General features: G+C 58.0%; 27 protein-coding genes. 9 read left to right on the top strand and 18 right to left on the bottom strand.

Annotated features, from left to right (window positions below):
- On the top strand, window positions 1-241 hold a 241-nt coding region (locus E6C55_RS05765), incomplete at its 5' end, for an IS66 family transposase (RefSeq protein WP_230986558.1).
- Window positions 242-588: 347 nt separating this feature from the next.
- Here the strand turns inward: E6C55_RS05765 and dnaI are convergent.
- Entirely contained in the window at window positions 589-1,539 is a 951-nt protein-coding gene (dnaI, locus tag E6C55_RS05770; RefSeq protein WP_136368843.1) for a primosomal protein DnaI, read from the bottom strand.
- Window positions 1,540-1,560: 21 nt separating this feature from the next.
- Window positions 1,561-3,123 carry a DnaD domain protein gene (locus tag E6C55_RS05775; protein ID WP_136368844.1) on the bottom strand — a complete coding sequence of 521 codons (1,563 nt, stop codon included), beginning with the start codon at window positions 3,121-3,123 and terminating at the stop codon, window positions 1,561-1,563.
- 194 nt (window positions 3,124-3,317) lie between these two features.
- Here E6C55_RS05775 and E6C55_RS05780 point away from each other — a divergent pair, with 194 nt between their 5' ends.
- Window positions 3,318-3,803, top strand: a complete 486-nt coding sequence (locus tag E6C55_RS05780; RefSeq protein ID WP_136368845.1) for a GAF domain-containing protein — start codon at window positions 3,318-3,320, stop codon at window positions 3,801-3,803.
- Here the strand turns inward: E6C55_RS05780 and E6C55_RS05785 are convergent.
- The 3 genes from E6C55_RS05785 to E6C55_RS05795 are packed head-to-tail and all read right to left on the bottom strand — an operon-like array spanning window position 3,794 to window position 5,452.
- The gene (locus E6C55_RS05785) at window positions 3,794-4,690 is read right to left on the bottom strand and encodes an alpha/beta fold hydrolase (RefSeq protein ID WP_168735481.1); all 897 of its coding nucleotides are present in this window, start codon (window positions 4,688-4,690) and stop codon (window positions 3,794-3,796) included. The genes E6C55_RS05780 and E6C55_RS05785 overlap by 10 nt on opposite strands.
- A gap of 58 nt (window positions 4,691-4,748) precedes the next feature.
- A complete protein-coding gene (locus E6C55_RS05790) occupies window positions 4,749-5,168 on the bottom strand; it encodes a GtrA family protein (RefSeq protein ID WP_136368847.1) in 420 nt (139 codons plus the stop codon).
- Complete coding sequence (locus E6C55_RS05795; protein WP_136368848.1) at window positions 5,168-5,452, bottom strand: YuiB family protein; 285 nt, start codon at window positions 5,450-5,452, stop codon at window positions 5,168-5,170. The genes E6C55_RS05790 and E6C55_RS05795 overlap by 1 nt, the downstream gene beginning before the upstream one ends.
- Window positions 5,453-5,644: 192 nt before the next feature.
- Between E6C55_RS05795 and hemQ the strand changes: the two genes are divergently transcribed.
- Window positions 5,645-6,391 (top strand): hydrogen peroxide-dependent heme synthase, encoded by a 747-nt coding sequence (hemQ, locus tag E6C55_RS05800; protein ID WP_136368849.1) that lies wholly within the window; start codon window positions 5,645-5,647, stop codon window positions 6,389-6,391.
- A 1,378-nt stretch (window positions 6,392-7,769) separates the two neighbouring features.
- Here the strand turns inward: hemQ and E6C55_RS05805 are convergent.
- Both E6C55_RS05805 and E6C55_RS05810 read right to left on the bottom strand, forming a co-directional pair.
- Complete coding sequence (locus tag E6C55_RS05805; protein WP_136368850.1) at window positions 7,770-8,051, bottom strand: hypothetical protein; 282 nt, start codon at window positions 8,049-8,051, stop codon at window positions 7,770-7,772.
- Window positions 8,051-9,244: an NAD(P)/FAD-dependent oxidoreductase gene (locus E6C55_RS05810; RefSeq protein WP_136368851.1), complete on the bottom strand. Its 1,194-nt coding sequence runs from the start codon at window positions 9,242-9,244 to the stop codon at window positions 8,051-8,053. Before E6C55_RS05810 ends, E6C55_RS05805 begins: the two co-directional genes overlap by 1 nt.
- Window positions 9,245-9,570: 326 nt before the next feature.
- Between E6C55_RS05810 and E6C55_RS05815 the strand changes: the two genes are divergently transcribed.
- A complete protein-coding gene (locus tag E6C55_RS05815; RefSeq protein ID WP_136368852.1) occupies window positions 9,571-10,578 on the top strand; it encodes an NAD(P)/FAD-dependent oxidoreductase in 1,008 nt (335 codons plus the stop codon).
- Window positions 10,579-10,709: 131 nt separating this feature from the next.
- Here E6C55_RS05815 and sda read toward each other — a convergent pair whose 3' ends face one another.
- The 4 genes from sda to E6C55_RS05835 form a co-directional block, all read right to left on the bottom strand.
- Window positions 10,710-10,859, bottom strand: a complete 150-nt coding sequence (gene sda, locus E6C55_RS05820) for a sporulation histidine kinase inhibitor Sda (protein WP_136368853.1) — start codon at window positions 10,857-10,859, stop codon at window positions 10,710-10,712.
- A 241-nt stretch (window positions 10,860-11,100) separates the two neighbouring features.
- Entirely contained in the window at window positions 11,101-11,781 is a 681-nt protein-coding gene (locus tag E6C55_RS05825) for a YheC/YheD family protein (protein ID WP_136368854.1), read from the bottom strand.
- Between the two features lie 227 nt (window positions 11,782-12,008).
- Window positions 12,009-12,365: an iron-sulfur cluster insertion protein ErpA gene (gene erpA / locus E6C55_RS05830; RefSeq protein WP_136368855.1), complete on the bottom strand. Its 357-nt coding sequence runs from the start codon at window positions 12,363-12,365 to the stop codon at window positions 12,009-12,011.
- Window positions 12,366-12,554: 189 nt separating this feature from the next.
- Window positions 12,555-13,013 (bottom strand): hypothetical protein, encoded by a 459-nt coding sequence (locus E6C55_RS05835; RefSeq protein ID WP_136368856.1) that lies wholly within the window; start codon window positions 13,011-13,013, stop codon window positions 12,555-12,557.
- 280 nt (window positions 13,014-13,293) lie between these two features.
- On the opposite strand from E6C55_RS05835, the gene mqnE reads away from it, so the two are divergent.
- Together mqnE and E6C55_RS05845 are read left to right on the top strand one after the other, a co-directional pair.
- Complete coding sequence (gene mqnE, locus E6C55_RS05840) at window positions 13,294-14,397, top strand: aminofutalosine synthase MqnE (protein WP_136368857.1); 1,104 nt, start codon at window positions 13,294-13,296, stop codon at window positions 14,395-14,397.
- Window positions 14,398-14,512: 115 nt separating this feature from the next.
- Window positions 14,513-15,568, top strand: coding sequence for an NAD(P)/FAD-dependent oxidoreductase (locus tag E6C55_RS05845; protein WP_136368858.1), 1,056 nt, complete (start codon window positions 14,513-14,515; stop codon window positions 15,566-15,568).
- A gap of 10 nt (window positions 15,569-15,578) precedes the next feature.
- Here the strand turns inward: E6C55_RS05845 and E6C55_RS05850 are convergent, their stop codons facing one another.
- Complete coding sequence (locus E6C55_RS05850) at window positions 15,579-15,845, bottom strand: YuzB family protein (protein ID WP_136368859.1); 267 nt, start codon at window positions 15,843-15,845, stop codon at window positions 15,579-15,581.
- Between the two features lie 86 nt (window positions 15,846-15,931).
- On the opposite strand from E6C55_RS05850, the gene E6C55_RS05855 reads away from it, so the two are divergent.
- Entirely contained in the window at window positions 15,932-16,177 is a 246-nt protein-coding gene (locus tag E6C55_RS05855; protein ID WP_126960134.1) for a NifU family protein, read from the top strand.
- A gap of 127 nt (window positions 16,178-16,304) precedes the next feature.
- Here the strand turns inward: E6C55_RS05855 and E6C55_RS05860 are convergent, their stop codons facing one another.
- A complete protein-coding gene (locus tag E6C55_RS05860; RefSeq protein ID WP_136368860.1) occupies window positions 16,305-17,087 on the bottom strand; it encodes an SDR family oxidoreductase in 783 nt (260 codons plus the stop codon).
- 35 nt (window positions 17,088-17,122) lie between these two features.
- Window positions 17,123-17,833, bottom strand: a complete 711-nt coding sequence (locus E6C55_RS05865) for a Cthe_2314 family HEPN domain-containing protein (RefSeq protein ID WP_136368861.1) — start codon at window positions 17,831-17,833, stop codon at window positions 17,123-17,125.
- 340 nt (window positions 17,834-18,173) lie between these two features.
- On the opposite strand from E6C55_RS05865, the gene E6C55_RS05870 reads away from it, so the two are divergent.
- Both E6C55_RS05870 and E6C55_RS05875 read left to right on the top strand, forming a co-directional pair.
- Window positions 18,174-19,406 carry an ABC transporter substrate-binding protein gene (locus E6C55_RS05870; RefSeq protein WP_136368862.1) on the top strand — a complete coding sequence of 411 codons (1,233 nt, stop codon included), beginning with the start codon at window positions 18,174-18,176 and terminating at the stop codon, window positions 19,404-19,406.
- A gap of 54 nt (window positions 19,407-19,460) precedes the next feature.
- The gene (locus E6C55_RS05875) at window positions 19,461-20,768 is read left to right on the top strand and encodes an ABC transporter substrate-binding protein (protein ID WP_168735482.1); all 1,308 of its coding nucleotides are present in this window, start codon (window positions 19,461-19,463) and stop codon (window positions 20,766-20,768) included.
- A gap of 62 nt (window positions 20,769-20,830) precedes the next feature.
- Here E6C55_RS05875 and E6C55_RS05880 read toward each other — a convergent pair whose 3' ends face one another.
- The 4 genes from E6C55_RS05880 to E6C55_RS05895 form a co-directional block, all read right to left on the bottom strand.
- On the bottom strand, window positions 20,831-21,733 hold the full coding sequence (locus tag E6C55_RS05880; RefSeq protein ID WP_230986559.1) for a COX15/CtaA family protein: 903 nt from the start codon (window positions 21,731-21,733) through the stop codon (window positions 20,831-20,833).
- Between the two features lie 275 nt (window positions 21,734-22,008).
- Window positions 22,009-22,362: a thioredoxin family protein gene (locus E6C55_RS05885; protein ID WP_136368865.1), complete on the bottom strand. Its 354-nt coding sequence runs from the start codon at window positions 22,360-22,362 to the stop codon at window positions 22,009-22,011.
- A gap of 67 nt (window positions 22,363-22,429) precedes the next feature.
- Window positions 22,430-24,037: a stalk domain-containing protein gene (locus E6C55_RS05890; RefSeq protein ID WP_136368866.1), complete on the bottom strand. Its 1,608-nt coding sequence runs from the start codon at window positions 24,035-24,037 to the stop codon at window positions 22,430-22,432.
- Between the two features lie 180 nt (window positions 24,038-24,217).
- Window positions 24,218-25,873 carry a putative polysaccharide biosynthesis protein gene (locus E6C55_RS05895; protein WP_136368867.1) on the bottom strand — a complete coding sequence of 552 codons (1,656 nt, stop codon included), beginning with the start codon at window positions 25,871-25,873 and terminating at the stop codon, window positions 24,218-24,220.
- Window positions 25,874-25,884 lie beyond the last annotated feature (11 nt).

A 25,884-nucleotide genomic window follows, 5' to 3' on the forward strand; every position in this document is an offset into this window, starting at 1 on the left:
AGAGGCGATTCTCTTGTTTCTTCGGCGACCCGAAATTCCGTTTGACAATAACCAGGCGGAACGCGATCTGCGGATGGTCAAGGTGAAACAGAAAGTCTCGGGTGCGTTTCGAACGCAAGCGGGTGCCGTCACGTTTGCGCGTTTACGGAGCGTCATCTCCACGTTGATTAAACAAAAACTCCCCGTTCTCTCCTCGTTAACCGACGCTTTTCGCGGCACACTTGTTATCCCCGGTACCTAAGTAGTAACGATTTTTCACATTCGCGACGGGGATTGGCGGCCGTTTTGGGGCATTCTATGTGGTTTTTCACATTTATTGCCCTCTCAATGAGGGCCAACTCCTGTTTTTATGCGATTTTTGGCATATAAACCTTATTTGTGCCGATTAAGCAGCGTTTGTATGTGAAATTTCGCATTCGTGCAGCGTGCAGGGGGAGGATAGGGGCCAGTCGGGCAAAAAACGGCTATCGAGGAGGGCTAGGCGATACGTGCGTTGTCGGCAATGCCGCGCGAGCGCTGCCGGGTCGCCGAAGGCGGAACCCCGGCGCGCGGAGCGCGCGCGTGTCGTCGGAGGCCGGCGATGCGCGATCACTGCCCCCGATGGTTCCGGCCGCGAACGTGGACGACGTCGACGAATGGCCGGATGCGGTCCATCAGCCGCTGCCCCTTGTGCAGCTCCTCGCCTTCCTTGTGCGTGAAGCTGAAGTGCTTCTCGAGCGAGTCGAGGTCGTGGTTCGACGTGTAGAAGGTCGGCTTGCGGTTCATCCGGAAGTTGAGAATCGCACCCAGCACGTGGTCCCGCACCCAGGGGCTCAGGTTCTCCGCGCCGATGTCGTCGAAGACGAGAAGATCGCATTCCTTCATGAGCGAGACGGTCTCCTTCAGCTTCTGCGGCTCCATCATCATGCCCTTAGCGTCCTCGACGAACTCCGGCATGTAGACGATGACGCCCGAGAGCCCTTCCTTGGCGAGCTTGTGGAGCAGGTAGCCGGCCATGAACGTCTTGCCCGTGCCGAAGCTGCCCATCAGGTACAGCCCCTTCGTGCCGAGGCCGACGGTCTTGGTCGCTTCGACGTACTGCAGCACCTTGTTCACGGCCATGGAGCGTTCCCCGTCCAGGTCCAGCATCTCCAACTCGTTGAAGCGGTCGTCCGAAGCGTCGACGTCGGCGTAATAGCTTGTGATCTGGCGGCGGATGCGCTCCTGCTGCTCGTGCGCAGTCCACTTCGAGCAAGGCGCCTTGCTGTCGAACAACTGCCACTCGCCGTTCACTTCCTCGCAAGTCAGCCGCGTGGAGTGGCCCTGCATGTCGTTCGGGCAATTGGCAAGCCCCGGACATTCCTTGCAGTTGCGGTACTCGACCGACATCTGGTACAGCTTGTTCATGTTGATCCGCAGCGTGCGTTCGGTCAATTCCGGGTACCGTTCCCGGAACTTCGCGACGAGCGGGTCGCGCAGCACGCGATCGCCGATCGCTTGCGGGTCCTGCCCGCCGGCGGCCTGCTTCCAGCCGCGAAGCGCTTCTCCGAGCGATTCCATCCTGTCTCCTCCTTCCTGACGTTACTGCGGGTTCTTCCCCTGAAGCTTGCGGGCCAGCTCGCGCATCTTCTCCCGGTCCTCGGCGGATACTTCCTCCGCAGGCCCGTCTCCGACGACCGGCATCGCCGGCTTGCGCGAGCCGCCGATGCCGCCTGCGCCGCCGCGTCTTCCTCTGCCGCCCGCTCCGTAGCCGGACGGCTTGCCCGCTGCCGGCTCGTCCTCTTGGCCGCGGCGCCTGCGCTCGAGCGTCTCGTTCAGCTTCTCCTGGCTGCGGACATAAGCAACCGCCTTCTCGTACGTATCAATACCCTTCGCGAGCATGTTCGACGCGATCGAGTCGATGAAGTTGTTCGTCAGCCGCTGCGTGTCCTCCATGCCCATGAGGTAATGGAACAGCACGTTCACAACCGGGTCCGGCAGCCCGTAATTAATGCTGATCTTCTCAAAAATATTCGAGAAAGAAGCCGGGACCGCCCCCGGGAAGTATCGTTCCTGCATCCGCGTGTACGGTTCGGTCCGAAGCAACCTGTTGTATTGTTCCTTCGACACCTTCGCCGGGAAGCGCGCGGGCACATCGAGCATCGCGGCTCCTGCCGTGAGCTCGCCCCCTGCCTCTTCCGCCTCGCTTGCTCCTGCCGAGGCCGCGCCGGCGCCGCCGGGAGAGTTCAGCCGAGCCATGTATCGCTCGCGCTCCTCGCCCCGCTTCCGGGTCTGCCGGTAGATCAGATTGGCACGGGCCTGAAGCGCATCCCAGCGCAGCGTCCCGTCCGCCTCGAAGCTGCCGTCTTCGTCGAGCAGGCGGCAGATCTCCGGCACCTCCAGGTCGAACTTGTAGGCGAGGTAATTGATCTGCTCCATCGCCTCGTCCTGAAGCGGCAGCCGCTCCACGAAGGCGCGGTTCGCCGAACCGCGCGGGAAGCGTAGCAGCATGTCGCTGTGCCGGATCTTCTCCGGCTTGCGGATTCGCGGCGAGGCGACCGCCTCCACCGCCGAAGCGCTCTCGGAGAGCGCAGCTTCCAGCTCGGGATCGACGGGCCCGGCGCTTAACCGGAACAACTCGTAGAACGGCACGGTCGCCTCTTCGCGGTTCATGAAGCGTGCGAGGCCGACCGGGCGCTCCGGCGCGAAGCGGCTCTTCAGCTCAAGAAGCGCAGGCTTCCCGATCTTGTCCCTCAGCAGCAGGCTCAGGTGCAGATTGGTGAAGAATTCCGCCGCGGGCAGAGGGCGAAGAAGCACGTATTCGTACAGCGTCTCTTCGTTCGCGGGATCATATTGCCGATACACCTGCAGCAGACCGACGGCTTCGAGCTTCGAGGAGCCCTCGATAAGCTGCTTGCGCCCCGCGTCGTTCGGGTCGAGATCGAGTCCGAGGAACAGCCTGCGCTGCGGCTCGGGAACGGTATAGCCAAGCCGCTCCTCCTCCAGAAGGTGGTAGAGCAGCGTATAGAGACCGACGGCGAACGCTCCGACCATCGGCTGATAGAGATGAGAGAGAAGAGTCCGGTCGAGACCGCTGAGCGCGAAGTCCCGATAGGCCACGTAACGGTGGTTCTCCGTGAATTCCAGGCGATTCGACACTCGCATAACGTAGATAACACTCTTTTCATAGAGAAAGTCTCTCTATTGTAGCACAAAGCTCAGCGCAACTGGATAGGGAAAAGAAAGCCCCGAGATGGGAGTCGCTTGCAGGAGAAACGGGAATGGGAGCTTGGCGATTCGGCCGCGATTGTACTATTCTAGAGGGACCACCACTCCACCCAGAAAGAAAGGGAGCTTCCATGTCATTCGAACGCCAAACGCTGTCCGGCAGCCGGGAAGAGAACGAACGCCTGCTGCTCGCCCAGCTCGCCAGCCTGATCGAAGGCGAACCGAGCCGCATCGCGAATCTGGCCAACGCCTCCGCGCTGCTGAACGTCTACCTGACCGATATCAACTGGGTCGGCTTCTATCTGCTCGAAGACGGCGAGCTCGTGCTCGGCCCGTTCCAGGGGCTGCCCGCCTGCGTGCGCATCGCCCTCGGGCGCGGCGTGTGCGGCACGGCCGCGCTGCGGCGCGAGACGGTCCGGGTGGAGGACGTCCATGCCTTCCCCGGTCATATCGCCTGCGACGCCGCCTCCAATTCCGAGATCGTCGTCCCGCTGCACGACAAGCTCGGCGAGCCGATCGGCGTCCTCGACATCGACAGCCCGCTCCGCGGCCGATTCACGGACGCCGACCAGCTCCTGTTGGAGCGATTCGTCCGCACGCTCGGCAATCACCTGTAATCCTTGAAGGTCGAATTGTCCTCTTCGTCCGCCGGCTCGTCCGGGTCGAAGCCGATCCCGTACGTCTCGGAACGGAATCCGTCTTCCCCGATGCGAGCCGCAACCGGGCGCGGGCCTTCCTCCAGCGCGGCGATCCAGTCGCGAATAAGCTGGGCGCAAGCGCCGGAGGAATGAATCGGCAGCCGCTCGTCCGCTCCGGGAATCCACGCGGTCGAGGCGCGGCCGAGCCCCCGCTGCAGCATCTTGGCATCGGGAGCGGCCTTGCGATCATTCTCTCCGAACAGAAGCAGCGCCGGCTTCCCGATGCGTCCGAGCCGCTCCGTCGCCCGGCAGTCGAGGCAGGCGGACAAGTATTCCTTCCACTTGTCCGGATCTCCCGCCTTCGTCTCCGCGCGCAGCCGATGGAACGCTTCGGCGTTGTCGGCATGTCTCCAGCCTCCTGCAAGCGCGAGCAGTTCCTTCGCCTTGAAGGAGGCGGCGAGCTTCATCGCCTGCGCCTCCAGCCGGCGCCTGCGGTCCGTCAGCTCGGACACGCCCGACAGCATGGCCGCCCCGCGGAACCGGTCCGGGTAGGCGAGCATCGCCTCCAGCGCCACAAGCGAAGCGGACGAATACGAGACGAGGTAAGCTTGGCTCAACTCCAACTCGTCCAGCAGCAGCCGAACATCTTCGGCGAGCACGGGAATTGTGATGCGTTCCCGCGAAGATGCGCTGCGGCCATGGCCTCGGAAGTCGAAGGCCAATACCCGATGATCCTGGGCCAGGTCGTTGCGCAGGTACGTGAACACGCGGCTGCCCATGCAGGGCGGATGCAGCAAGACAAGCGCGCGTCCGCGTCCCTGCAGGTGATAATGCGTCTCTACTCCGTTAATATGCAGCAAGGGCACGGTCCCACCTCCGGTTTGGTCCCCGTTAGCGTTCCCGCACCCTCTATCTTCCCATACGTCAGGCTTCCTCCTGCTTCCGCTGCGGCTCCCGGAATACCCACAGCTTGCTGCCCGCATAATTCGCCGCGAGCGAGGCGACGATCGAGACGAGCTTGGCCGCCAGCGGACTGAAGCCAAGTCCCTTCTCCATCCCGAGCAGCACGGCCATCGACACGCCGAACGAGACGGCGTTCACGATGCCGAATCGGAGAAGCTCCCCCGCGCTGGCTCGCTTCCCGGTGCGGAACGTCCAGGAACGATTCCAGACGTAGCTGTTCAGGAAGCCGCACAGGTACGAGATCGTCTGGGCCAGAGCCGACGCAGCGCCGAGCCCGTACACGAGCGCGGAGAAAACGACGAGATCGACCGCCGTGTTCATAACGCCTACCGTCGCGAACTTCGCCAACTGGTTGATTTTCCCCCGGGACCCTGACGTCATCAGAACATCCGATACCCGTTCTTGCGAAGCGACCGGATCGCCCAGCCGCTAGACAGCGCGCCGCCGATTCCGGCGAGGAACGGCCACAGGAACACCCCGATGAACGCCAGCCAGCTCAGCTCCGGGTCCCAGAAGTGCCACACGCCGAGCGGCAGCACGATTATGACATAGAGCCAGGTCGGCATCCATGTCGTCTTGATAAGCATATTGAGAATAAAGCCGATCCCGAAGAACAACACGTAGAACAGCAGGGTACCGACAACTTCTTGAATCAACTCTGTCATAGCTGCTTCCTCCCGACATCATATCACCTTACAGTTTACAAGATCGTTTTCGGCCTAGTCAATGTTCACTCGATGTTCACCTGATGTTCACCGCGCGTTCTTCGCAACCGTTTGCCCCCCCGGGGGCCAATCCGCTAAAATATAGAAGAGATACGTGGAGACCAAGCTATAGCGAGGAGAGACGACAAGAAGATGAGCGAAGCTGCACAAACATTGGACGGCTGGTACGTCCTTCATGATTTCCGTACGGTGGATTGGGCCGCCTGGCAGGATGCGTCGGAGGCGGAGCGCGAGAAGGCAACGCGGGAGCTGCTGACGCTGATCGGCGGCTGGGAGGAGACGGAGGCGCGCAAGGAAGGCAGCCTGGCGCTGTACAGCATCGTCGGCCAGAAGGCGGACTTCGTCTTCATGCACCTCAGGGAGACGCTGCAGGAGCTGAACGCGATCGAGAATTCGTACAACAAGTCGGCGTTCGCGCGGTTCACGAAGCCGGTGCACTCGTACGTGAGCGTCGTCGAGCTGAGCAACTACATGGGCCAGCCGGGCGTCGATCCGATGCAGGTGCCGGAGATCGTCGCTCGCCTGAAGCCGATTCTGCCGAAGGCGGAGCACATCTGCTTCTACCCGATGAACAAGCGTCGTCTGCTCGGCGACAACTGGTACATGCTGCCGATGGACGACCGCAAGGCGATGATGCGCAGCCACGGCATGATCGGCCGAAGCTATGCCGGCAAGGTCAAGCAGATCATCAGCGGCTCGGTCGGCTTCGACGACTGGGAATGGGGCGTCACGCTGTTCGCGGACGACGCGCTGCAGTTCAAGAAGCTCGTGTACGAGATGCGCTTCGACGAAGTGAGCGCCCGCTACGGCGAGTTCGGCGAGTTCTACGTCGGCAACCGCCTGACGCGCGACTCGCTGAGCGAATTGTTGAAGGTGTAACGTGAAGCAATAAGGACAAGGCGCAGGCTATCGGTGAAAAGCGTAGGCTATCGGTGAAAAGCACAGGCTATCGAGATGCAATGCGAAGCTATGGTGCACGCGCCGGCTATTAGTGCATACGCAGGCTGTCGATGCCGAACTCAACCCGCTCGTGCAAGAGCCGCCGACCTTCCGGCCGGCCCTGCATTGAGCGGGTTTTGTTATATCCCGGCCCCGTCCGCGCGCCTGTTGCCACTTCAGTTGGGTCGTGGTTACTCATCTGCACCCACCATACCTGTTCGGACTCCCGCACTTGAGTAATGGTGACTCATCTCGGTTCCTCCGCGCGCCTATCGCCGCTTCGGTTTAGTCGTGGTTACTCATCTGCACCCATCATGCCCGCTCGAACGCCTGCACTTGAGTAATGGTGACTCATCTCGGTACCTCCGCGCGCCTATCGTCGCTTCGGTTGGGTCGTGGTTACTCATCTGCACCCATCATGCCTGCTCGAACGCCTGCACTTGAGTAATAGTTACTCATCTCGGTACCTCCGCGCGCCTGTCGACGCTCCAGTTGGGTCGTGGTTACTCATCTGCACCCACCATGCCTGCTCGGACGCCCGCACTTGAGTAATGGTGACTCATCTCGGTTCCTCCGCGCGCCTAATGCCGTTTCAGTTGAGTCGTGGTTACTCATCTGCACCCATCATGCCTGCTCGGACGCCCGCACTTGAGTAATGGTGACTCATCTCGGTACCTCCGCGCGCCTATCGCCGCTTCGGTTGAGTCGTGGTTACTCATCTGCACCCATCATGCCTGCTCGGACGCCTGTACTTGAGTAATAGCTACTCATCTCAGTACCTCCACGCGCCTATCGCCGCTTCAGTTGAGTCGTGGTTACTCATCCGCACCCACCATGCCTGCTCGGACGCCCGCACTTGAGTAATGGTGACTCATCTCGGCACCTCCGCGCGCCTGTCGTCGCTTCGGTTGGGTCGTGGTTACTCTTCCTCCAATCGACGCTTTATCCCGGCTGTGTGCGCAGTCTTCTTATGGGATAACTTCCTCGCCCCCGACAAGCGATTCGCCCCCATAGTCCGATGTCTGTTGCGATTTTATGTGATTTTTCACATTCGTCAGCGCTGGATTGGAGGGAATCGGAGCGTTTTATGCGATTTTTAGCATATATACGGTTTTTCCGGGGGCAATTTTCTCCATGTATGTGGTTTTTCACATATAATCGCGCAAAGTGCCCGTTATTGTGCTCGCCAATGTGAATTTTCACATATATTCCTGCTGTCCAGCAGTATTGCCGCCTCCGATACGCCAATGCGCCAACACAAGCAAAACCCGGCCAAGCCTGTTCAGGCTTGCCGGGCTGTTCCTTCAATCCTCGATCCTTAATCCTCGTCCGATTCCGCCAGCTTCCTCATCTGGGCTTCCCACTCGGAGCGGCGAAGCTCCTCAAGGTACTCCTGCGTCATCCGGTCGCGCTCGCGGCCCTTCTCCTTCAGCCGCTCGATGCCGGGCTGGATGAGCAGGTCGACCTCCGCCTGGACGATGGCCGACAGGTCGTAGCGGCTCTGCGACTCGAGGTAGCCGCCGACCTCCATGAGCGCGTTGTAGCGATCCAGCTCGGGCCGGGTGAGCAAGCCCCGGACCTGCACGCTGCAGTGCCGCATTAGAGGAACTTGCCCTTGCGCAGCACGAGCGAGATGCCGCCGATGATGAACAGGTAGCGCAGGTCGATCGCCTTCTTCAGCCATGCGGCGACGCGTCCCTTGTACTTCTTGCCGAAGGCAAGGCCGATCGCTTCACCCTTGCCGAGCGAGGCTACGGTGCCCTTGTTCGAGAAGACGAACGCCTTAGGCGATTGATTGCGGATCGACGCGACGAGGTTATGCGCGCAGTTGACGCCTTGCTGCATCGCGATCTGAGCCGTCGGCGGGTACGGGCGGCCCTGCTCGTTGAACATGAGCGAGTTGTCGCCGAGCACGTACACGTTCTCGTGTCCCGGCGCGCGCAGGAACTCGTCCACCTTGACGCGTCCGCGCATCGTCTCGAAGCCGGCATCCTCGATCAGGCGGTTGCCGCGCACGCCGCCCGTCCAGATGACCGTCTGCGACTTGATCTCTTCCCCTTCGCCCACAACGACGCCGTCCGGCGTGCACTCCTTGATCGCCGTTCCGATGCGGAACGTGACGCCCTTCTTCTGAAGCACCTGCATCGCGTACTCCACGAGCTCCGGATCGAAGCCCGGAAGCGCCGTCGGGGCCGCTTCGACGTTGACGATCTTCACGAGCGAAGGCTCCACGTCGAACTGCTTGCACAGGTCCGGGATGCGGTCGGCCAGCTCGCCGATGAACTCGATGCCGGTGAAGCCCGCTCCGCCGATGACGAACGTCAGGTAGTCCGTGCGATGCGGCTCCCTCTTGTAGCGGGCGAATTGGTACTCGATGTGCTCGCGGATGAGGCGAACCGAGTTGATGCTGCGGATCGTAAAGGCGTTCTCCGCCAGTCCCGGAATGCCGAACGTCTCCGACTCGCCGCCGAGGCCGATGACGAGGTAATCGTACGACAGAGTCCCGTCTTCGAGGATGACCTTGCGATCCTGAGGGCGAATCTGCACAACCGTGGACTTCACGAAGTCGATCTTGAACTCGTCGATCAGCTTCGAGATGTTCACGCGCGCGTTGTCGGGGTGGTCCGTTCCCGCCGCCGGCATGTGCAGATGCGTCGTAATATAGTGATAATCGTGCTTATTCACCAGGGTAACGTCCGCTTCGTTATAATTCAGCTCTTTCTGCAATCGAAGGGAAGTCAGAATACCGCCGTATCCTGCGCCTAGAATCACGATTTTTGGAATGCTACTCATGGTTAATCCCATCCAATCCGAGGTTGTGTTTATATCTATTTATCAATTGTGAAAAAAGACACAATTCCTCTCTGCCCGATCTGAACCTATGCCTCTTCATTTTGAATTCTATCGGCTTTGCGCGCTGTTTTCAAGTTTACATCCTACGAAATTGTTTGGACAACTCCACAAAAATCGGGGTGAAGTTTTGCCCCTTGTTCCAACAATCGTTCCCAAGCCGTGCTCGGCTATTCCTCTCTCCCCCATTCGGGATTATAATTGAGAAAGATTCTCTGAAGGATTCCCATCCCGATGGAAAATGTTAACAACAACGGAGGTTGTCATACATGAGTGAGAATACGATCGATTCGACGTCCGCATTGTCCGATGTCCTTATTATCGGCGGGGGCCCTGCAGGCATGTTCGCCGCCTTCTACGGCGGCATGCGGCAGATGTCCGTCACCTTAATTGAAAGTATGCCCCAGCTCGGCGGCCAGCTCGCCGCTCTGTACCCGGAGAAATACATTTACGACGTTGCCGGGTTCCCGAAGGTTAAAGCGCAGGAACTGGTCGACAGCCTGAAGAAGCAGATGAACCACTTCAGCAGCAACGTCGTTCTCGAGGAGAAGGTGCAGTCCGTTCGCAAGCTGGCGGAGCGCCACTTCGAGGTCGTCACCGACAAGTCCTCGTACCAGGCGAAGTCCATCATCATCACGGGCGGCGTCGGCGCCTTCGAGCCGCGGAGATTGGAACTTCCTGAAGCGCCGAAGTACGAGGGCGTCAACCTTCACTACTTCGTCAGCGATCTCGAGCGTTACCGCGGGCAGAAAGTGCTGATCAGCGGCGGCGGCGATTCCGCGCTCGACTGGGCGCTTATGCTCGAGCCGATCGCCGAATCGGTCACGCTTGTCCATCGCCGCGACAAGTTCCGCGCGCACGAGCACAGCGTCGAGCTGCTTGAGCAGTCTTCCGTCAAGGTGATCGTCCCGTCCGAGATCGTTCGACTGCATGGCGAAGAGCGCATCGAGCGCGTCGCGCTGTCCGACGTGAAGACGAAGGAGGAGACGCTGCTCGACGTCGATTCGGTCATCGTCACCTTCGGCTTCATCAGCTCCCTCGGCCCGATCGGCGAATGGGGACTGAACATCGACGGCGGCTCCATCGTCGTCGACTCCCGCATGGAGACGAACGTCGAGGGCATCTTCGCCGCCGGCGACATCACGACGTACCCCGGCAAGCTTAAGCTGATCGCCGTCGGCTTCGGCGAAGCGCCGACCGCCATCAACAACGCGAAGGTATACGTCGATCCGAACGCGAAGCTGTCTCCCGGCCATAGCAGCAATATGAAGCTGTAAGCCGCCTTCGCCGCCTCCACCCCGACAAGAAGGGCATCCTCTTCGGAGCGAACCCGACTCGTGCAGAGTCCGGCTCCTGGAAGGATGCCCTTTTTCCCAATATGATGCCTGTCATGCGTTTATCTGTCTCATCACCCTGCAAGATCTCCCTCGTTCGGAAGCGACAGCTTGCGTCTCTTGATCTCGCTCAGAAGAAGCTCCAGAAATTCCGGATCGAGCTGAAGAAGAGTCGCATGGGTGTACGCTTCCAACAAGATCTCGTCGGACAGAATCGGAAGCATCGATATCCCTCTCTCATCCCTGCTATTGATCGGCTGTTCGCATCATAGCATGCGCCTCCGGGAGGGACAAGGGAGCCCGCTATCAACAACAACCCGTGTATAAGCTGTTGGCAGAATGTGGGTAATCATCCACACACCGCCCATAAGCGAGGGGATATTGTGGACGGAATTATACACAGGGCGTTAACTCCAATGGATTATAAAAAAATATGATGAATTTCTCACCGGTGAACAATTATGCTTATTGGGGGCGAGTGTTGACTTCGAGGATCCAGATTCGTCCGTTGCGGTCGATTCCGTAGTCGTATCCGAGCTGCCCGATACCGGGGAACCTCGTCTCCATAAGCTGGGTCGCCACACGAGTCAAGTTCCGCATCTCGCCCTTCTTCCGGCGCACCGCCCCGGAGGACAAGGACCGCCGTATCCCCTGCGCAGCCGTAAGCTGCATGCCCCCGCGGCACAGGTTCGTCACGAACAGCCCTCTGCGCGCCACCCTGCCGACCATGGAGCGGATCGTCCACACTCCGTTCTCCTTCACGAACTTCACGCGGTAATCGATCGGCCGCCCGGCAATCGTCGCGAGCCGAATTCCCTTCTGGATCAAGTACCTTCTTCCCCTGCGCTTGCGGTCGATATGCGACACCAGGCCGGAGAACGAGCCGAACGAATGCGTCCTGGCCATGTACGTGCTCCGGTAACCGCCGCCGCTGGCGCTGATCTTCATGACGCCCATGCCGCCGCCGCCGCGAACCGGCTTGATCACGACCGTTCCGTGGCTTAAGAGCATCGACCGAAGATTCGCAGCCGAATAAAGCCGAGATGGGGGGATATGCCTGGCGATGTAAGGGTTGGATCTCAGCGCATTCGTCTTCAGCCACTTGCTGGCAAGCTGGCGTCCCGAGGCAATCGAAGCCATATCCATCCGCATGGTCTCCTTTCTCAATCGTCTACTTATACATACTCGGACAGAAGGACAGGTTCTTGGATGAATGCCGCCGGAGATACGCCCGAATCGGTTCGAATCGGCGAGCTGCGCCAATGTGGTTTTTCACATAAAATCATAAAAAATCCATAAAGTAACAAAAGATTGCAACACAAAAACACCGCCCCCCGGTTAAGGAGAACGGTGTTCGAAGTCTGATCCGACGATCAGCAATCGCTGTCCGGCTTGCCGGCCGCCGTCTCCGTACGGAACGACGAGCCGCAGCCGCAGGTGCGCGTTGCGTTCGGATTGTTCATGGTGAAGCCCCCGCCCATGGCGGATTCCTTGAAGTCGATCTCAAGGCCGCGCAGGTAGCGCATGCTCTCCGAATCGACGACAATCTTCAGGCCGCGCACGTCGAGCACTTGGTCATCCTCGTGCTGTTCGTCGTCGAAGCCCATTCCGTATGAAAAACCGCTGCAGCCGCCTTCCTGTACGCCGATGCGCAAGAACAGGTTCGGCAACTCCTCTGCCGCAAGCATCTCTTGAATCTTCTCTCCTGCCGATTCGGTAATGGCAATCATTCGGATTCCCTCCTTCGTGCTGATCGACAATTCGACCGTTATGTCTCTAGTATACTCCGCAGGCAAATCTCGCTCAAGGGCTGTTTGCAGCCGTAAGTCGGCCTGTACGGGCATGGAAGCGGTACATTCGGGCACATTCGCTCATTCGCTGCTTCCCCCCGGCAGAGAATCACAGAAAAACCCGGGCCGTCAGGCTCCGGGTTCCTCTTCCTTCCATTCGGCTTCGGCTTGATGCGGAAGCGCCTTCAGTTCGATGCGACAGCGGAAGCGGCCGTTCTCGCTCACCAGGAACTCCGACAGCTTGCGGAATACTTGCGCCAGCTCGGGGCCAGACGAGTCGGTATCGATGCCGTAGCGGAACTGGTCGGCCGGCAGGCTTTTGCCCGGATGCCGATCCTCCTCGCGTCCTTCCGTCTCCTTGAGCCGGCGCCATTCCTTCGAAGGCTCGAATTTGTCCGCCTTGCGGACGAGCTGTTCATAAATGTGCTGCTTCTTGAGCCACATGTAATATTGGATCGGATTGGTCAAGCCCCATGCGTTGCTCAGATCTTTTATGGTGTAAGCAGCTCGATACTTCTGCAGCGTTGCAATCTTGTCGGCTTGCTCCATCTGTTCCAGCTCCGAGAGCGGGAGAACTTCGGGTTTCAAGAGAACACACCTTCCTTTTTCTACGGATTTAATGTTACTTTAAACATAACCATAAAATGTTTAATATTCAAGTTGATTCCCCTTTTTCGCATAAAATATACCTGACAAACTTTAGAGTTGCCGCGCCTTAGTTAGAAGTTTATACTAACTACAGTTGTTTGCCGAGGGCTTGGGTTGCTAAGTTATATTTTTCACAATCAAATGACAGTCATGGAACAATTATGCACAGCGATCATGCAACGATTAATTCGTGATGCACTCATTCAGGAGGTATGCCAAGATGACTCTTCTCTCCACAGCTTCCGACAGCAGGATGGCGGAGATCGCGGATAAAGTCAGAGCCGGCCAGCGACTGAGCTTCGAGGACGGCGTGTTCCTCTATAAGACCGAGGATCTGCTGACTCTCGGACAGCTCGCGAACGAGGTGAATCTGCGCAAGAACGGCAAGAAGGTGTACTTCACCGAGACGATGAGCCTCTACTTCACCAACGTATGCGAATCCCATTGCGCGTTCTGCAGCTTCCGCAAGGACCAAGGCGAGGAAGGCTCCTATACGCTTACGCCGCAGGAGATGTTCGATTACGTCGATCAGCACATTACTCCGACCGCGCGCGAGTTCCATATCGTCGGCGGCCACAATCCGAATGTCCCGTTCGAGTATTACGTCGAGTCCATCCGGTCGCTGAAGGAGCGTTACCCTAACGTTACCATCAAGGCTTATACGGCCGCGGAGATCGACTTCTACCACCGCATCTCGGGTCTGAGCTATCGCGAGGTTCTGGAGCGGCTGATGGCGGTCGGGCTCGAATCGCTCACCGGCGGCGGCGCGGAGATTCTGTCGGATCAGTATCGGAACAAGATGCGGGTGGAAAAGGCGGGCATCAAGCAGTATCTGGAGGTTCATCGCACGGCGCATCAGCTTGGCATGAGGACACCGACGACCATGCTTTACGGCCCGGTGGAATCGGTCGAAGAGCGCGTCCAGCACTTGATGCAGTTGCGCGAGCTTCAGGACGAGACGAACGGCTTCCAGGTGTTCATCCCGCTCTCCATGCAGCCGACGAGTCCGAAGGCCGGCATTCGCCGCCGCAATTCCGCATACGACGATCTGCGGGCGATTGCGATCGGCCGTCTGATGCTCGACAACTTCCAGCACGTGAAGGCGTACTTCATCAATATCGGCACGCAGTTGACTCAGGTCGCGCTGACGATGGGCGCCTCCGACGCCCACGGAACGATCGTGCGCGAACGCATCAGCCACGCCGCGGGCGCCCTGACGCCTGCCGGCATTACAAGGGAAGATCTGGTATGGCTGATTAAAGGGGCCGGACGTATTCCGGTCGAACGCGATACCCTGTATAATGAAGTGAAGGTTTATGAGTAAAGCGTGAATTCCGGCGTGAGCGGCTCCGTGGCCGCTCTTTGTTGTGCGTGCAGAGCCGCGAATTCGTCAATAATACGACAAGCGAAGGTCGTTTGGCAGAAGGAGAAGTGACATAGTGAAGAACATCATCGTCCTGGGCGGGGGCTATGGCGGATTGACGGCCGTGCAAGAACTTCTGACAGGCATTCCCGCAGACGTCAGAGTTACCTTGGTGGACCGGATGCCCTTCGGCTCCCTCAAGACGGAATATTATGCCTTGGCGGCCGGCACGGTATCCGAGCTGGAAGTCCGCGTCGGCTTCCCCTCTCACCCCCAGCTTCAGATCGTTTACGGCGAGATTATCGGCATCTCCTTCGAGGAGAGGGCCGTTTATCTGCTGAACAACGACCCGTTATTTTATGATTCCCTTATCGTCGCGCTCGGGTGCACCGACAACTATCACGGCATCCCGGGAGCCGCCGAATATACGGCCAGCGTTCAGACGCTCGCTTCGACCCGCCGCACGTACCAGCTCCTGAACGATGTCCGCCCGTACGGGCAAGTGTCCATCATCGGCGGCGGCTTAAGCGGCGTCGAGGTCGCATCCGAGCTCCGGGAGAGCCGGCCCGACCTCAATATCCGCATTCTCGACCGCAGCAGCCTGATGTCCGCGTTCCCGACGAGGCTGCAGAAGTACGTCGCCGAATGGTTCTCGGAGCATCACGTCGAGCTTCGGTCCGGCATCCACACGAGCCGGATCGAAGGCGGAATTATTTACAACGGCGATGAAGAGATCGTCGGCGATGTCGCGGTCTGGACGGCCGGCATTCAGCCCGTGAAGCTCGTCCAGGACCTTCAGCTTCCGAAGGACAACCAAGGGCGCCTGATCGTGAACGAATTCCACGAGCTGCCGGACGCCCCCGACGTGTTCGTCATCGGCGACTGCTCGAGCCAGCCGTTCTCCCCGAGCGGCCAGTTGGCGCAGGCTCAAGCTCATCAGGTTGTCCAGGTGCTTCATGCCCGTTGGCACAACAAGACGATCAAGCTTCCCCGCATTCAACTCAAGGGGACGGTCGGTTCGCTTGGCAAGAAGTCCGGCTTCGCTCTTATGGGCAAGACATCGCTCATGGGCCGAATTCCGCGCATGCTGAAGAGCGGCGTCCTGTGGAAGAGCCGCCGCCACTTCGGATAAAGAACAACCGTCAGAGATCGTCGAGGAGCTTGTCGAGGGCGGAACGCTCCGACTCTTGCTCCTTGATCGCTTCCTTGATTCGATCGTACAGCTCATCCGCCTCCGCGGCGAAGACGGACTCCCCGTTCACCATCGCATACGGGGACAGATAACATTCGCCGCAGTTGCCGAGGCAGCCGTACTCGATAACGTCGACATCCCCCTCGAGCTCCAGCTTCTCCATGACTTTATCCGTCCCATGATGCATATTGCTGACGCAGAATTCCACGATGTTCATGAGGAATCGTCCTTTCTTTTGCCGAACGTCCGTTTTAATTCGAACGAATGTGTACTATAATAGGGTTATGAAAGGAGGGGATGGCGATGAGTGAAACCGCACAAGACACGATTTACGATGAAGTGCTCGAAGTGCTCGACAAACTTCGTCCGTTCCTGCAGCGGGACGGCGGCGACGTGGAACTGGTCGACGTTGAAGACGGGATCGTTAAGCTGCGCTTGATGGGAGCTTGCGGAAGCTGCCCAAGCTCGACGATTACGCTTAAGGCCGGCATCGAACGCGCGCTGCTGGAAGAAGTAGAAGGTATCGAAGAAGTCGTGCAAGTATTCTAATGCTTGACGATGGCTATACAAGCTCATTCGGCCGCCTTCGCGGCCGATGAGGCGGGCCTTGCCGCACGGAATTCGTTCCGGTCGGCAAGGCTTCTTCTTTTGCTCTCCGCTGCTTTCCCCCTCTCGCTTACCCTCTCCGTCTCATGAGCCGCACGATCGGATCGAACCCTCCCGAGATCTCGATCGCATTCCCCGTCACGAAGTCCGACTCCGGCAGGCACAGGAAGCCGATCACCCGGGCCACGTCCTCTCCGGTTCCGGGCCGCCCGCGCTTGGCTTCTTCGTCCGTCATCCCGTGCGCGTCGGCGATTCCCATCTCCTTGAGCTCTCCGCGAATGTCTCCCGGGCATACCATATTCACCGTAATGCCGCCGATCGCTTCCTCCTCGGCGAGCGTCTTCGTGAACGAGACGAGCCCCACCTTCGCAGCCGCATACACCGCCCGGTGCGGCCACGACCTCGTCTCCGCCGCGCGTCCGAACCCGAAGTGGATGATCCGCCCCCACTTCCTCGCCCTCATGCCCGGCAGCACCCGATGGTCGAGCAGCATCGTGCCGACCAGATTGCCGTTCATGAGATAATGTATGTCGTCTACGCTATAGTCTGCGAACAGCTTGCGTTCCCGAATGAACGGGCCCGCGTTGTTCACAAGAATGTCCACGCCGCCAAGCTCCGCTTCCGTCGACCGGACCAGGCGTTCCGCCTGCTCCGCGATCGCGATGTCGCCTTGAAGCGCGACCGACCGCCGCCCCATGGCGCGGATCTCCCGGACGAGAGCCTGCGCTTCCGCCTCGCTGCTCACGTAATTGACCGCGACGTCGCAGCCGAGTGAAGCGAGCTCCAGCGCGGTTCTCCGCCCGAGCCCCTTCGCGCTTCCAGTCACCAATGCCGTTCTTCCCTCAAGCCTCATGATCGGTCGTTGCCCCTCCCCATGAGCATGTCCTGTCACGATTTAACGATCGGATACGCATATCGGAACGAGAGCGCAAGGGAGCGATAAACCATCTCCCAGCCCTCCTCCAGGTCTCGCAGGTTAAGCGTGATGTTCTCCAAGTAAGGGTCGATCCTCATCTTCTCGGAGTGCAGGCTCTGGAATAGATCGTCTTGCAGTTCTGAATTCATATGATGAATCTCCAGGTTGCGCCGCTTGCGCAACCGGTTCATGGCATCCCCGTACCGTTCCTTGAGCTCCTGGAGCCCGTACGCCAGCCTCGTGTGCTGATTCTTCTGCCGCATCGCCCGCAGCACCGTGAAGTAGGAGAATTGACGCTTCACCCGCTCCGTGCGAAGCTCAAGCAGATCGTTGAGCAGCGTGCCCAGCTTGTCGAGCAGAGAGAACACCCGGATGAAAGCGTTCTTGTCATAATAGACATGACGGTAATAATCCAGCCTCTCCTCCGCCGACATCTCCTCCAGCGTGCTTCGCTTCACTCGTTCGGCGTACCGTCCGGCCGCATACACGCTCTGCTCCAGCTCGTCCAGGGAGCGCAGCAAGCCCTCCGCCCATATCGCATACGTTCTCCGCTTTACGACCTGATCCCGATTCTGCCGTTCCTGCTCCTGCAGTAGCCGAATAAACCTCTCGACGGCCTGTACCGCCTCCAGTGGCTGCCCCTCCCATTGCCTGGGCGGCTCGCCGAATATCGATCGCAGCATGCGTCGCCTCCCGCCTTACGGTCCATTCTTGTATTGTAACTCACCAGCGCCCGGGGCTCAACCGATGGAAGGACTGACGGGAGCAAGGAGAGGACGACTGCGGAGATAAGACCCGCTGGCACGCTGCTGAGGAAGCGCTCGGAAGGTGAACGGCCGGCATCCGTTCCAAGAACGCTCCCCCTCCGCCGCTTCTGCCGTTGAATTAAATATGAAATATAACGCTGAGTCTTAACGATTCGGATCAAACCGAGGGAATACCTGAATATCCCACAATACTACTTGAATTGACATTTTTATGTTTTTTAAATACAATTATAAAAAAGGAAAATAAGGTGGTAAAGTGAAAAAATTACTTATCATGCTTTTTGGAGTAGTCATTTCACTATCGCTTTGTTTGACAGGTTGCAGAGATAACCAAACTCTTCCTCCCTATCATACTGAACACCAAAACATTCGAATTGGTTACACTTCTGAACATAATTTTAATCAACGATTTGGCAATCTCATTCAACAACAATTCCCTGACTACCGAACTGAAGTTATTCCTTTAATGGAAGCAATCAAGAGCAGGACACCGATAGAGGATTGGCTAAAATCAAATTCTGTCGATCTGATTTATGTAAATTCAAGTCAATTCCAGAGCCTTATTGACGATAATCTTTTGTCCGATTTAGGCAATCCTTTATCGAAAGATCCTTCTATAGAAGAGAGCATCATTCCGCAAGTATTCGAACTCACAAAGCTATTTGGTCAAGGCAAGGTTTTTGGGTTGCCCTCCAATTTTTACAGTCAAGCTATTATCTATAACCAAGATCAATACGATCAAGCCTCATCTCCTTATCCGGGAGATGGAATGAGTTGGGACGAGTTTTTAACCACCATTCCCAAAGAGGGCGGACTGTCCGTTCATGCAACCAGTCCATTTCATTTTCTTACTATGATTGGACAGTCTTCTAATCTTAAGATGATAGACTCTGCAACAGGAGAAGTGACCATTGACACCCCTGCTTGGAACAGAATATGGAAGATGACCATCGATGCCGTAAAGAACGGAAGTCTGCATTTGGATGCGGCCAACGACAATCCGTTTATACAAGGGAATCGCTCTGCCGCTTTGATTTCTTATGAAGAATTTAAAATATTTGAACAAGCAATGCCCGATTTTCGGTGGTCCATGACAACGATTCCTTCGGCTTCCGCCTCAAATGAGACAAACTCATCGATCGTAGCCGATGGTTTCTGGGTAATTCCGTTTGATTCTCCACATCCGCAAGAGGCATGGAATATCCTCACGTTTTTATTAAGCGACAAGGTCGCGAGATGGGGATATCGTTCTGCCTATGGATTCTCAACCCTATCTCGGCTATTCTCGCAGGATTCAACCTATAGCGAGATAATATCGGCATTCTACAGAATGCGCCCGCGTCTGGCATCGGCGTCATCCTGGCCAGATTCGCTCCCGGAGATTGTTAACAAGTATTTTGAAGAGATAGTATCGGATTCAACTACATTGGAGGCAGGATTAAAATCCATCCAGAGCCAAGCGGAAGCGCTGAATGACTCCAGTCCGTGATGCTCCGTGCAGACAATCCCATGGAGAAGATTTTGTTTAAGGGGAGTCGATTTTTTGCTGCAACGTTCATTCTCTCTCGTCGTTCTCGGCACAGCAGCATTAATTGTAAGCGGGTGCAGCGCGACAGCTCCTCAGGAGCCTATCACCCTAACCGTAAACTATCCATCCGCCCAGCAATTTTATAAGCTGTACGGATATGCTTTCGAGAACGCTAATCCCAATATATCCGTACAAGTTATTCAAGATTCGACTATGGATACGACAATGGCTCCATCTACGGATCTTGTTTACCTTGCCAGCCTGCCCGACCTTGAGACAAGAATCGAACATGGCGAATTGGTCGAGCTGGACTCCTTCATTCGGCAGACCAAATTCGACATCGACTCCCTCTCCCCGATTGTCCTGACCATGCTGCGTTCGGCCGGAGATGGGCAATTGTTCAGCCTGGCTGCTAATTTTCAGAGTGAAGCGCTCTATTACAATAAATCATTATTCCAGCAATACAATGTTCCTGTTCCCCACGATCAGATGACCTGGGAGGAGGTTCTTCTTCTGGCCATGCGCTTCCCGCCCGAGACTCCGGAAGGCGCGCCGCTGTACGGGATGCACATGAACTTCTACAAGAACGTGGAGCTCAATTATATATTGGATATGGGAGCGACGGAGGGATTAACCTACCTGAATGCCGACACTTATCAAATAACAATGAACACCGAGAACTGGGCGAAAATATGGGAATTAGCGGTTCGAGCATTCCAGTCCGGAGCTATCTACGATAAAGAGGAAAGCACGGATGCCGACGCCATGTTAAATCCCCCCTTCTACATGGGGCGAGCCGCTATGACCAAATCTTCCTTCCTGACGGCCTACAACTTCGAGCCCTTCTCTAAATATCCGAATGGCCAAACCACCGACTGGGGGATGGTCACGGTTCCCGTCGATTCACACTCCCCCTCGCTGTCCCGTTCGTACTCGATATTCGAGAATTATGGGATTGCTTCGTCCTCCGAGAATAAAGAAGCGGCGTGGAAGCTTCTGTCCTTCATTGCAAACGATCCAACGAACAGTACATATTTGGCGCAAGCCGCTCCGAATCGAGGGCTGCCGGCCAATTTAACTTATATGCAGCCGATTGCAGGACACGATCTATCCCCGCTCATTCGACTGGACCCGGCGCCGTATACCGTCAATCCATATCTCGTTTTCCCTGCATCCATCCTCGATGCCTTCGCGGATACGACTCAGAACATTGTGGATGAAGCCATTGCCGGTCGCCTCTCGATCCCGCAAGCTCTGGCGGAAGTAGAGACGCGCGGCCAAGCGGCCGTCGACGAAGCCCGAAATAAACTACTCAATGAATAAAAAGAGCCCGCTGTTCCCCGTGTAAAAATAATGGGGAACAGCGGGCCTTTTGCATTACATTCTTATTGCGATGCTCTCGACAATTGCTTGGCCCGAATCATCAGCAGGGACATCGAGCTGAACAGCGCCGTGATGATGATCGTATGGAGCAAGCTCGTGAACACGTAGGCGTCTTCGTTGCCGAGCGTCGCCGTCAGCAGCCAGCCGCTAAGCACTTGCGCCAGCACGAGTCCGAAGGAGACGAGCGCGAGGCGGCTCAGCTCGTGGGTTCGGCTCGCTTGCTTGCGGACGAAGAAGAACAGCGCGAGGATCAGGAAGAACAGCAGCGCGCCCGCAAGCCGATGGGCGAATACGATGCCGGTCGCTCCGTTGATCTCGGGCACGAACTCCCCGTTGCAGAGGGGCCAGCCGATGCAGCCGCCGGCCGAGTCGGTATGGCGAACGTAAGCCCCCAGATAGACGACGCCGTAGCAGTAAACGATGACGGCGAGCGTCGCCCGGAAGAGGGAGCCCGGAATGGATGCTGCAGCGGCTGTCTGCTTCCGTGCGGCATTGCCCGCTTCCTGCTCCTTCACCCGTCTTCTCGCCCAGGCGCTCAGCAGCCAAGTGAAGGTGAAGGCGATCATCGAGATGCCGAAGTGAATGGCGAGAACCGCGTCCGAGGTCGGCCAGATGACCGCCATCATGCCGAGGATCGCTTGCGCGACCGTGAAGACCAGCGCCCCGCTGGCATGGAACATCGCCTCCCCCGTCTCCGGCTTCGGCTTCAGCTTGAACGTGGCGATGAACACAATAAGAACAAGAATGCCTTCCAGGCCGCTGACGGCCCGATGGGTATATTCAACCATGGATTCAAGCGTGTAGGCGGGAATGAACTTCCCGTGGCACAGAGGCCAGTCGGTGCCGCAGCCGCGGCCCGAGTCCGTATTCGTAACGACAACACCGGCCACAAGTACGAGAAACATGCCGATGCAGCTCCAGAGAGCCAGAAGACGATAGCGTTTAGAGGTCATGCCCATCCCCGATTTCTAAATGAAAGTAAGCTCAACACGGCCTTCTTCATTATAACCAACCCCCCTGCACAAAACCATGTTCAAAGTGTGACGGTTTGACCGGGGCGCAGGCGCGTGAACAAACGGCGAATTCCCGCATGATTTCCACACTAAAGAAGAAGCCCGCCGCAAGCTCTCTTACGGTGGGCCCTTCGCGCAATCTCCTGCTCGGCTCCGAGTCGAGCCGCTTACTCCGCCGAGGACGGCAGCACGTTCGCCACCTCGAGGGCGCGATCGAGGAATTGCTCGATCTCCTCGCGGGACTTGCGCAGCTTGTTCACGAACCGAACAAGCTCCTTGCCGTCCCGGAACGCGATAAAGCTCGGGATGCCGAGAATGTTCAGCTCCTCGCACAGGTCCGCCAGGTCGTCGCGGTCGATCTCGACGAACGAGATTCGGCCCTCATACTTCTGCTCGACATCCGGCATAAACGGCTCGATAAAATGACAGTCCTTGCACCATGTCGTCTTGAAGACGGCCACCGTCAGCCCGGGCTTGCCGATCTGCTCGCGGAAGGCCGCGTCCTCCGATATCTTGCGCATGTCGAATCCTCCCTGTTGCCAGTCGTTCTCGCTTCGCTGTCGTTAGCGGTTATCGACCATTATACGACTACAGATCGCGCTCGATCAAGACGCCATAGACCTCGCCCGACTCGTCGTCTCCTATCAAGCTGATCTGTGCGCCGAGCAGCCCGAGCAGATCGTCCGCATGCGCGTAAGCAAGCCCGTCGATCGCGACGACCGGATGGCTCCACGTCGTCCAGGCTCCGTTGACCTTCACCTGGTCGCTGCCCACCGACAGGGCCGCTTGCAGGTAAGTCGCCTCGTCGTAGAAGCCCACCTTGCCGCCGCTGTAGGTTACGCTCGCCTCGAAGTTCTCCAGCGTCTGGCGCACCGGCAGCAGAATCTCGCCGTTCTCGTCTTCGTAATACGGGGCTTCCCAGTTCCAGACATCGACCGGGTACAGCATAAAGCTCGTATCGTCGATCGCCAAGTCGTTCTTGAGCAGGTCATAGATCAGGGAATCGCTGTTGAACTGGCGAAGCGCGCGGACCGATGTCATGCCTGCCAGCTCGTCCGCCCCGAGGGAACGCAGCGGCTTCTCGACATCGGGAATCGGAGCCGCGTCCTCGTCGACCCAATTCTCCTGGTCGAAGCGAATCGTGACCGATTCGAGCGGCACCGCTCCATAGCCTGCTTGTTCCGGAATCGCGATCGTAAGCTCCGCGGACGCCTTGCGGATGCTCAGGCTCGAGTCCACGTACAGGTCGGCGACCAGTGTCGTCGACTTCTCGAACCCCATATCCGGGTCTTCTTCAAGCTCTTCGAGGTACGCTTCGAATTCCTCCTTCATCTGCCCGAAGCTGTCGATCATCTCGCCGGAAGTCTCCGCAATATCTTCCTCGGACGGGAGATCGCTCTCCGTCAGCCCGAGCGCTTCCTGCAGCTCCGGAGGCAGCTCCCCGAGCCATGCGGCGACTTCGGTCAGCAGCTTCTTGAGGCCCTCCTCGTCGCTCGCCAGCGCGTCCAGATAGACGGGAACGAGGTCCGCCAGATCCTTGCCGTTCAGCTCGGCATGAACGGCGGTCACGTTCGTCTGCGTTCCGTTAAGGTCGATGCTCGTCCCCTTCGCTTCGATCGAAGGCGGGTTCGGCAGGTGGCCGATAAAGTAGGTCGCGACGGAGCGAACGAGGGTCTTGCCTTCCTCCGTGCCGGCCAGACCCAGCCATGGCGATTCCCCGACCATGCCGCCGGATGCAATGCCTCCGAGTCCGTCCGCTTCGCCAAGATCGAGATACAGCGGACGCTTCGCCCCTTCTACCTCAATCAACAGCGCGGACTCATCCGCATGGAGGCGGAACGGAATCTCTCCCTTGCCGAACGACAGCACGCCGGTCGAGAGCAGCCGGCCATCCCCATCCGTCCTCGTCCCGTTCAGCTTCAAAGTAACCGAGGACAGCCACTCCGTCCAGCGCTTTAACTGCGCCGCGTCCTCCTCGCTCTCGCCAGCGAGGTCCTCCGCCAGCAGCTCGTCGTTCCAATCCAGGCTGAATCCGATCGTCGTCGACGTCGTTTGTTGCGCATCTACGGACACCGATGCCACCGTCTTCTCCACCAATACCTTGTTCAGGTCAAGTCCTCCGACCGATTCGCAGCCCGCCGGAACGGCAGCCAGCAGCACGGCCATCGAAGGAACAAGCCATCTCTTAAATCCCACGCCCATCGTTACTCCTCGCTCTCTACTAAGTTGAATCGTTCTTGCTCTCCACGACTCCTAACATGGTTAGTTCGACAGACGGGATGGATATCCTTCCATGGAAGGGGAGTTTTGGGATATGACAAAAAGCGATGCCGAGCCCCGATCGCTCAGGGACGACATCGCTTCAGCTCTTCCGGCTTAAGCCGCCGACGAGCGCCGTGCGCGTCCGAGACGCCGGACGAGCGGGCCGAGCAGCTTGCGAATGCGCGCAGGATAACCGTCAAGGTCCTCCACGCGAATGACGCGGAAGAGGACAAGCAGAACGAGATACGCGACGCAGACGAACAGGCCGAGCACAAGCGTAACGATAAGATAAGGCCACTTCCAGCCGAGCGGTTCCGTCCACTCCAAGCCGTAGTAGACGAGCGCCGAACCGGCTGCCGCAAGGATAAGCACCGTGGATGCGAACCCGAACCAACGGTCTCCGAGCGCCCGGATGCCCGTCGCCTTGCGGATTGTTGCCATGTTCCACGCCGTCACGAAGATGAAGCAGACGCTCGTCGCGGCGACAAGGCCGTAGATGCCGAAGAAGGGCGTCAATGCGAGACTTAGCGCAAGCTTGGCCGCGACGCCTGTCAACGTGTGGACCATGGCGATCCGTTGACGGCTGATTCCGTTCAGAATCGAGTTGGACGTCATCATCGTAATCTGGAAAATCGTCCCTCCGCACAGCATCGCAACAACCGCGCTTCCCGTCGGTTCGCTGAAGAGAAGGCCGTTGACCGCGTGGGCGCCGATCGTCAGCACGAGCACAACCGGCATCCCCGTGAAGATCGCAATGCGCATCGCGAGCGTTCCTTGATGGCGCACCTTCCCTTCGTCCCTGGATGCATAAGCGGCAGCCAGCACCGGCAGAATGGACGTGCTTAGCGCAATCGCAAGAACAGGCGGAATTCCCGCGATCGATTGGGCGTTCGTGACAAGCCATTTTAACCAGGCGTCTACCTTCTCGGGACCGAACTTCCATTCGGACAGCGGCCCCAGAAGCGTATTATCGATAATATAAATAAGCTGCACCGTCATCGCCGTCAGAAGAATCGGGATGGAGATTCGCAGAATCGCTTTGTAAATCTCCATCGTCTTCGTCAGCACCGGCGGACCGCCGAAGGAAGCGGCTGCGGCCTGCGGCTCCTTGCGAGCCGTGCGACGATCGCTCTCATCCAGCTTCCGTCCATACCACAGCATCACGGCCAGCGCGGCCAAGCCGCCCAAGACGCTGCCGAATGCGCCGCCGGCCGCCATCATTCGATTGCTGTATCCGAGCCCTTGCAGCAGGAAGACGAGGCCGACCGCCGTTATTACCCGGGCAATTTGTTCGACAACCTGCGAGATTCCGCCGGCGATCATGAACTGTCGTCCCTGGAAGTAGCCGCGCATCATGGCAATAACGGGGAAGACGAGCAGCGCCGGAGCGATCGCTTGTATCGCAAGAGCGGCTTCCGGTATCTTCGAGAAGGAAGCATAAGCCGGTGCAAGCAGCAGCAGCAGAATCGTCATGACGATCCCCATCAGCACCCCGAAGCGAACGGCTGCCTTGTAGATGCCCTTGGCTTCCTCTTCCCGTCCGAGCTCGTATCTCTCCGAGACCATCTTGGAGATGGCGCTCGGAATTCCTGCCGTCGAGAAAATCAGCAACAGCAAATAAACGTTGTTCGCAACCCCGAAGGAACCGTTGCCGATATCGTCCATGACATATTCCAACGGAACCTTCTGGAAGATGCCAAGCACCCGGGCGACAAGCGCCGCTGCGGCCAGAATAATTGTTCCTTTAATCAACGAGTCTTTCTTCACCATGTCTTATCAGC

The organism is Cohnella fermenti (genome assembly GCF_004801405.1).
GTDB lineage: Bacteria > Bacillota > Bacilli > Paenibacillales > Paenibacillaceae > Cohnella > Cohnella fermenti.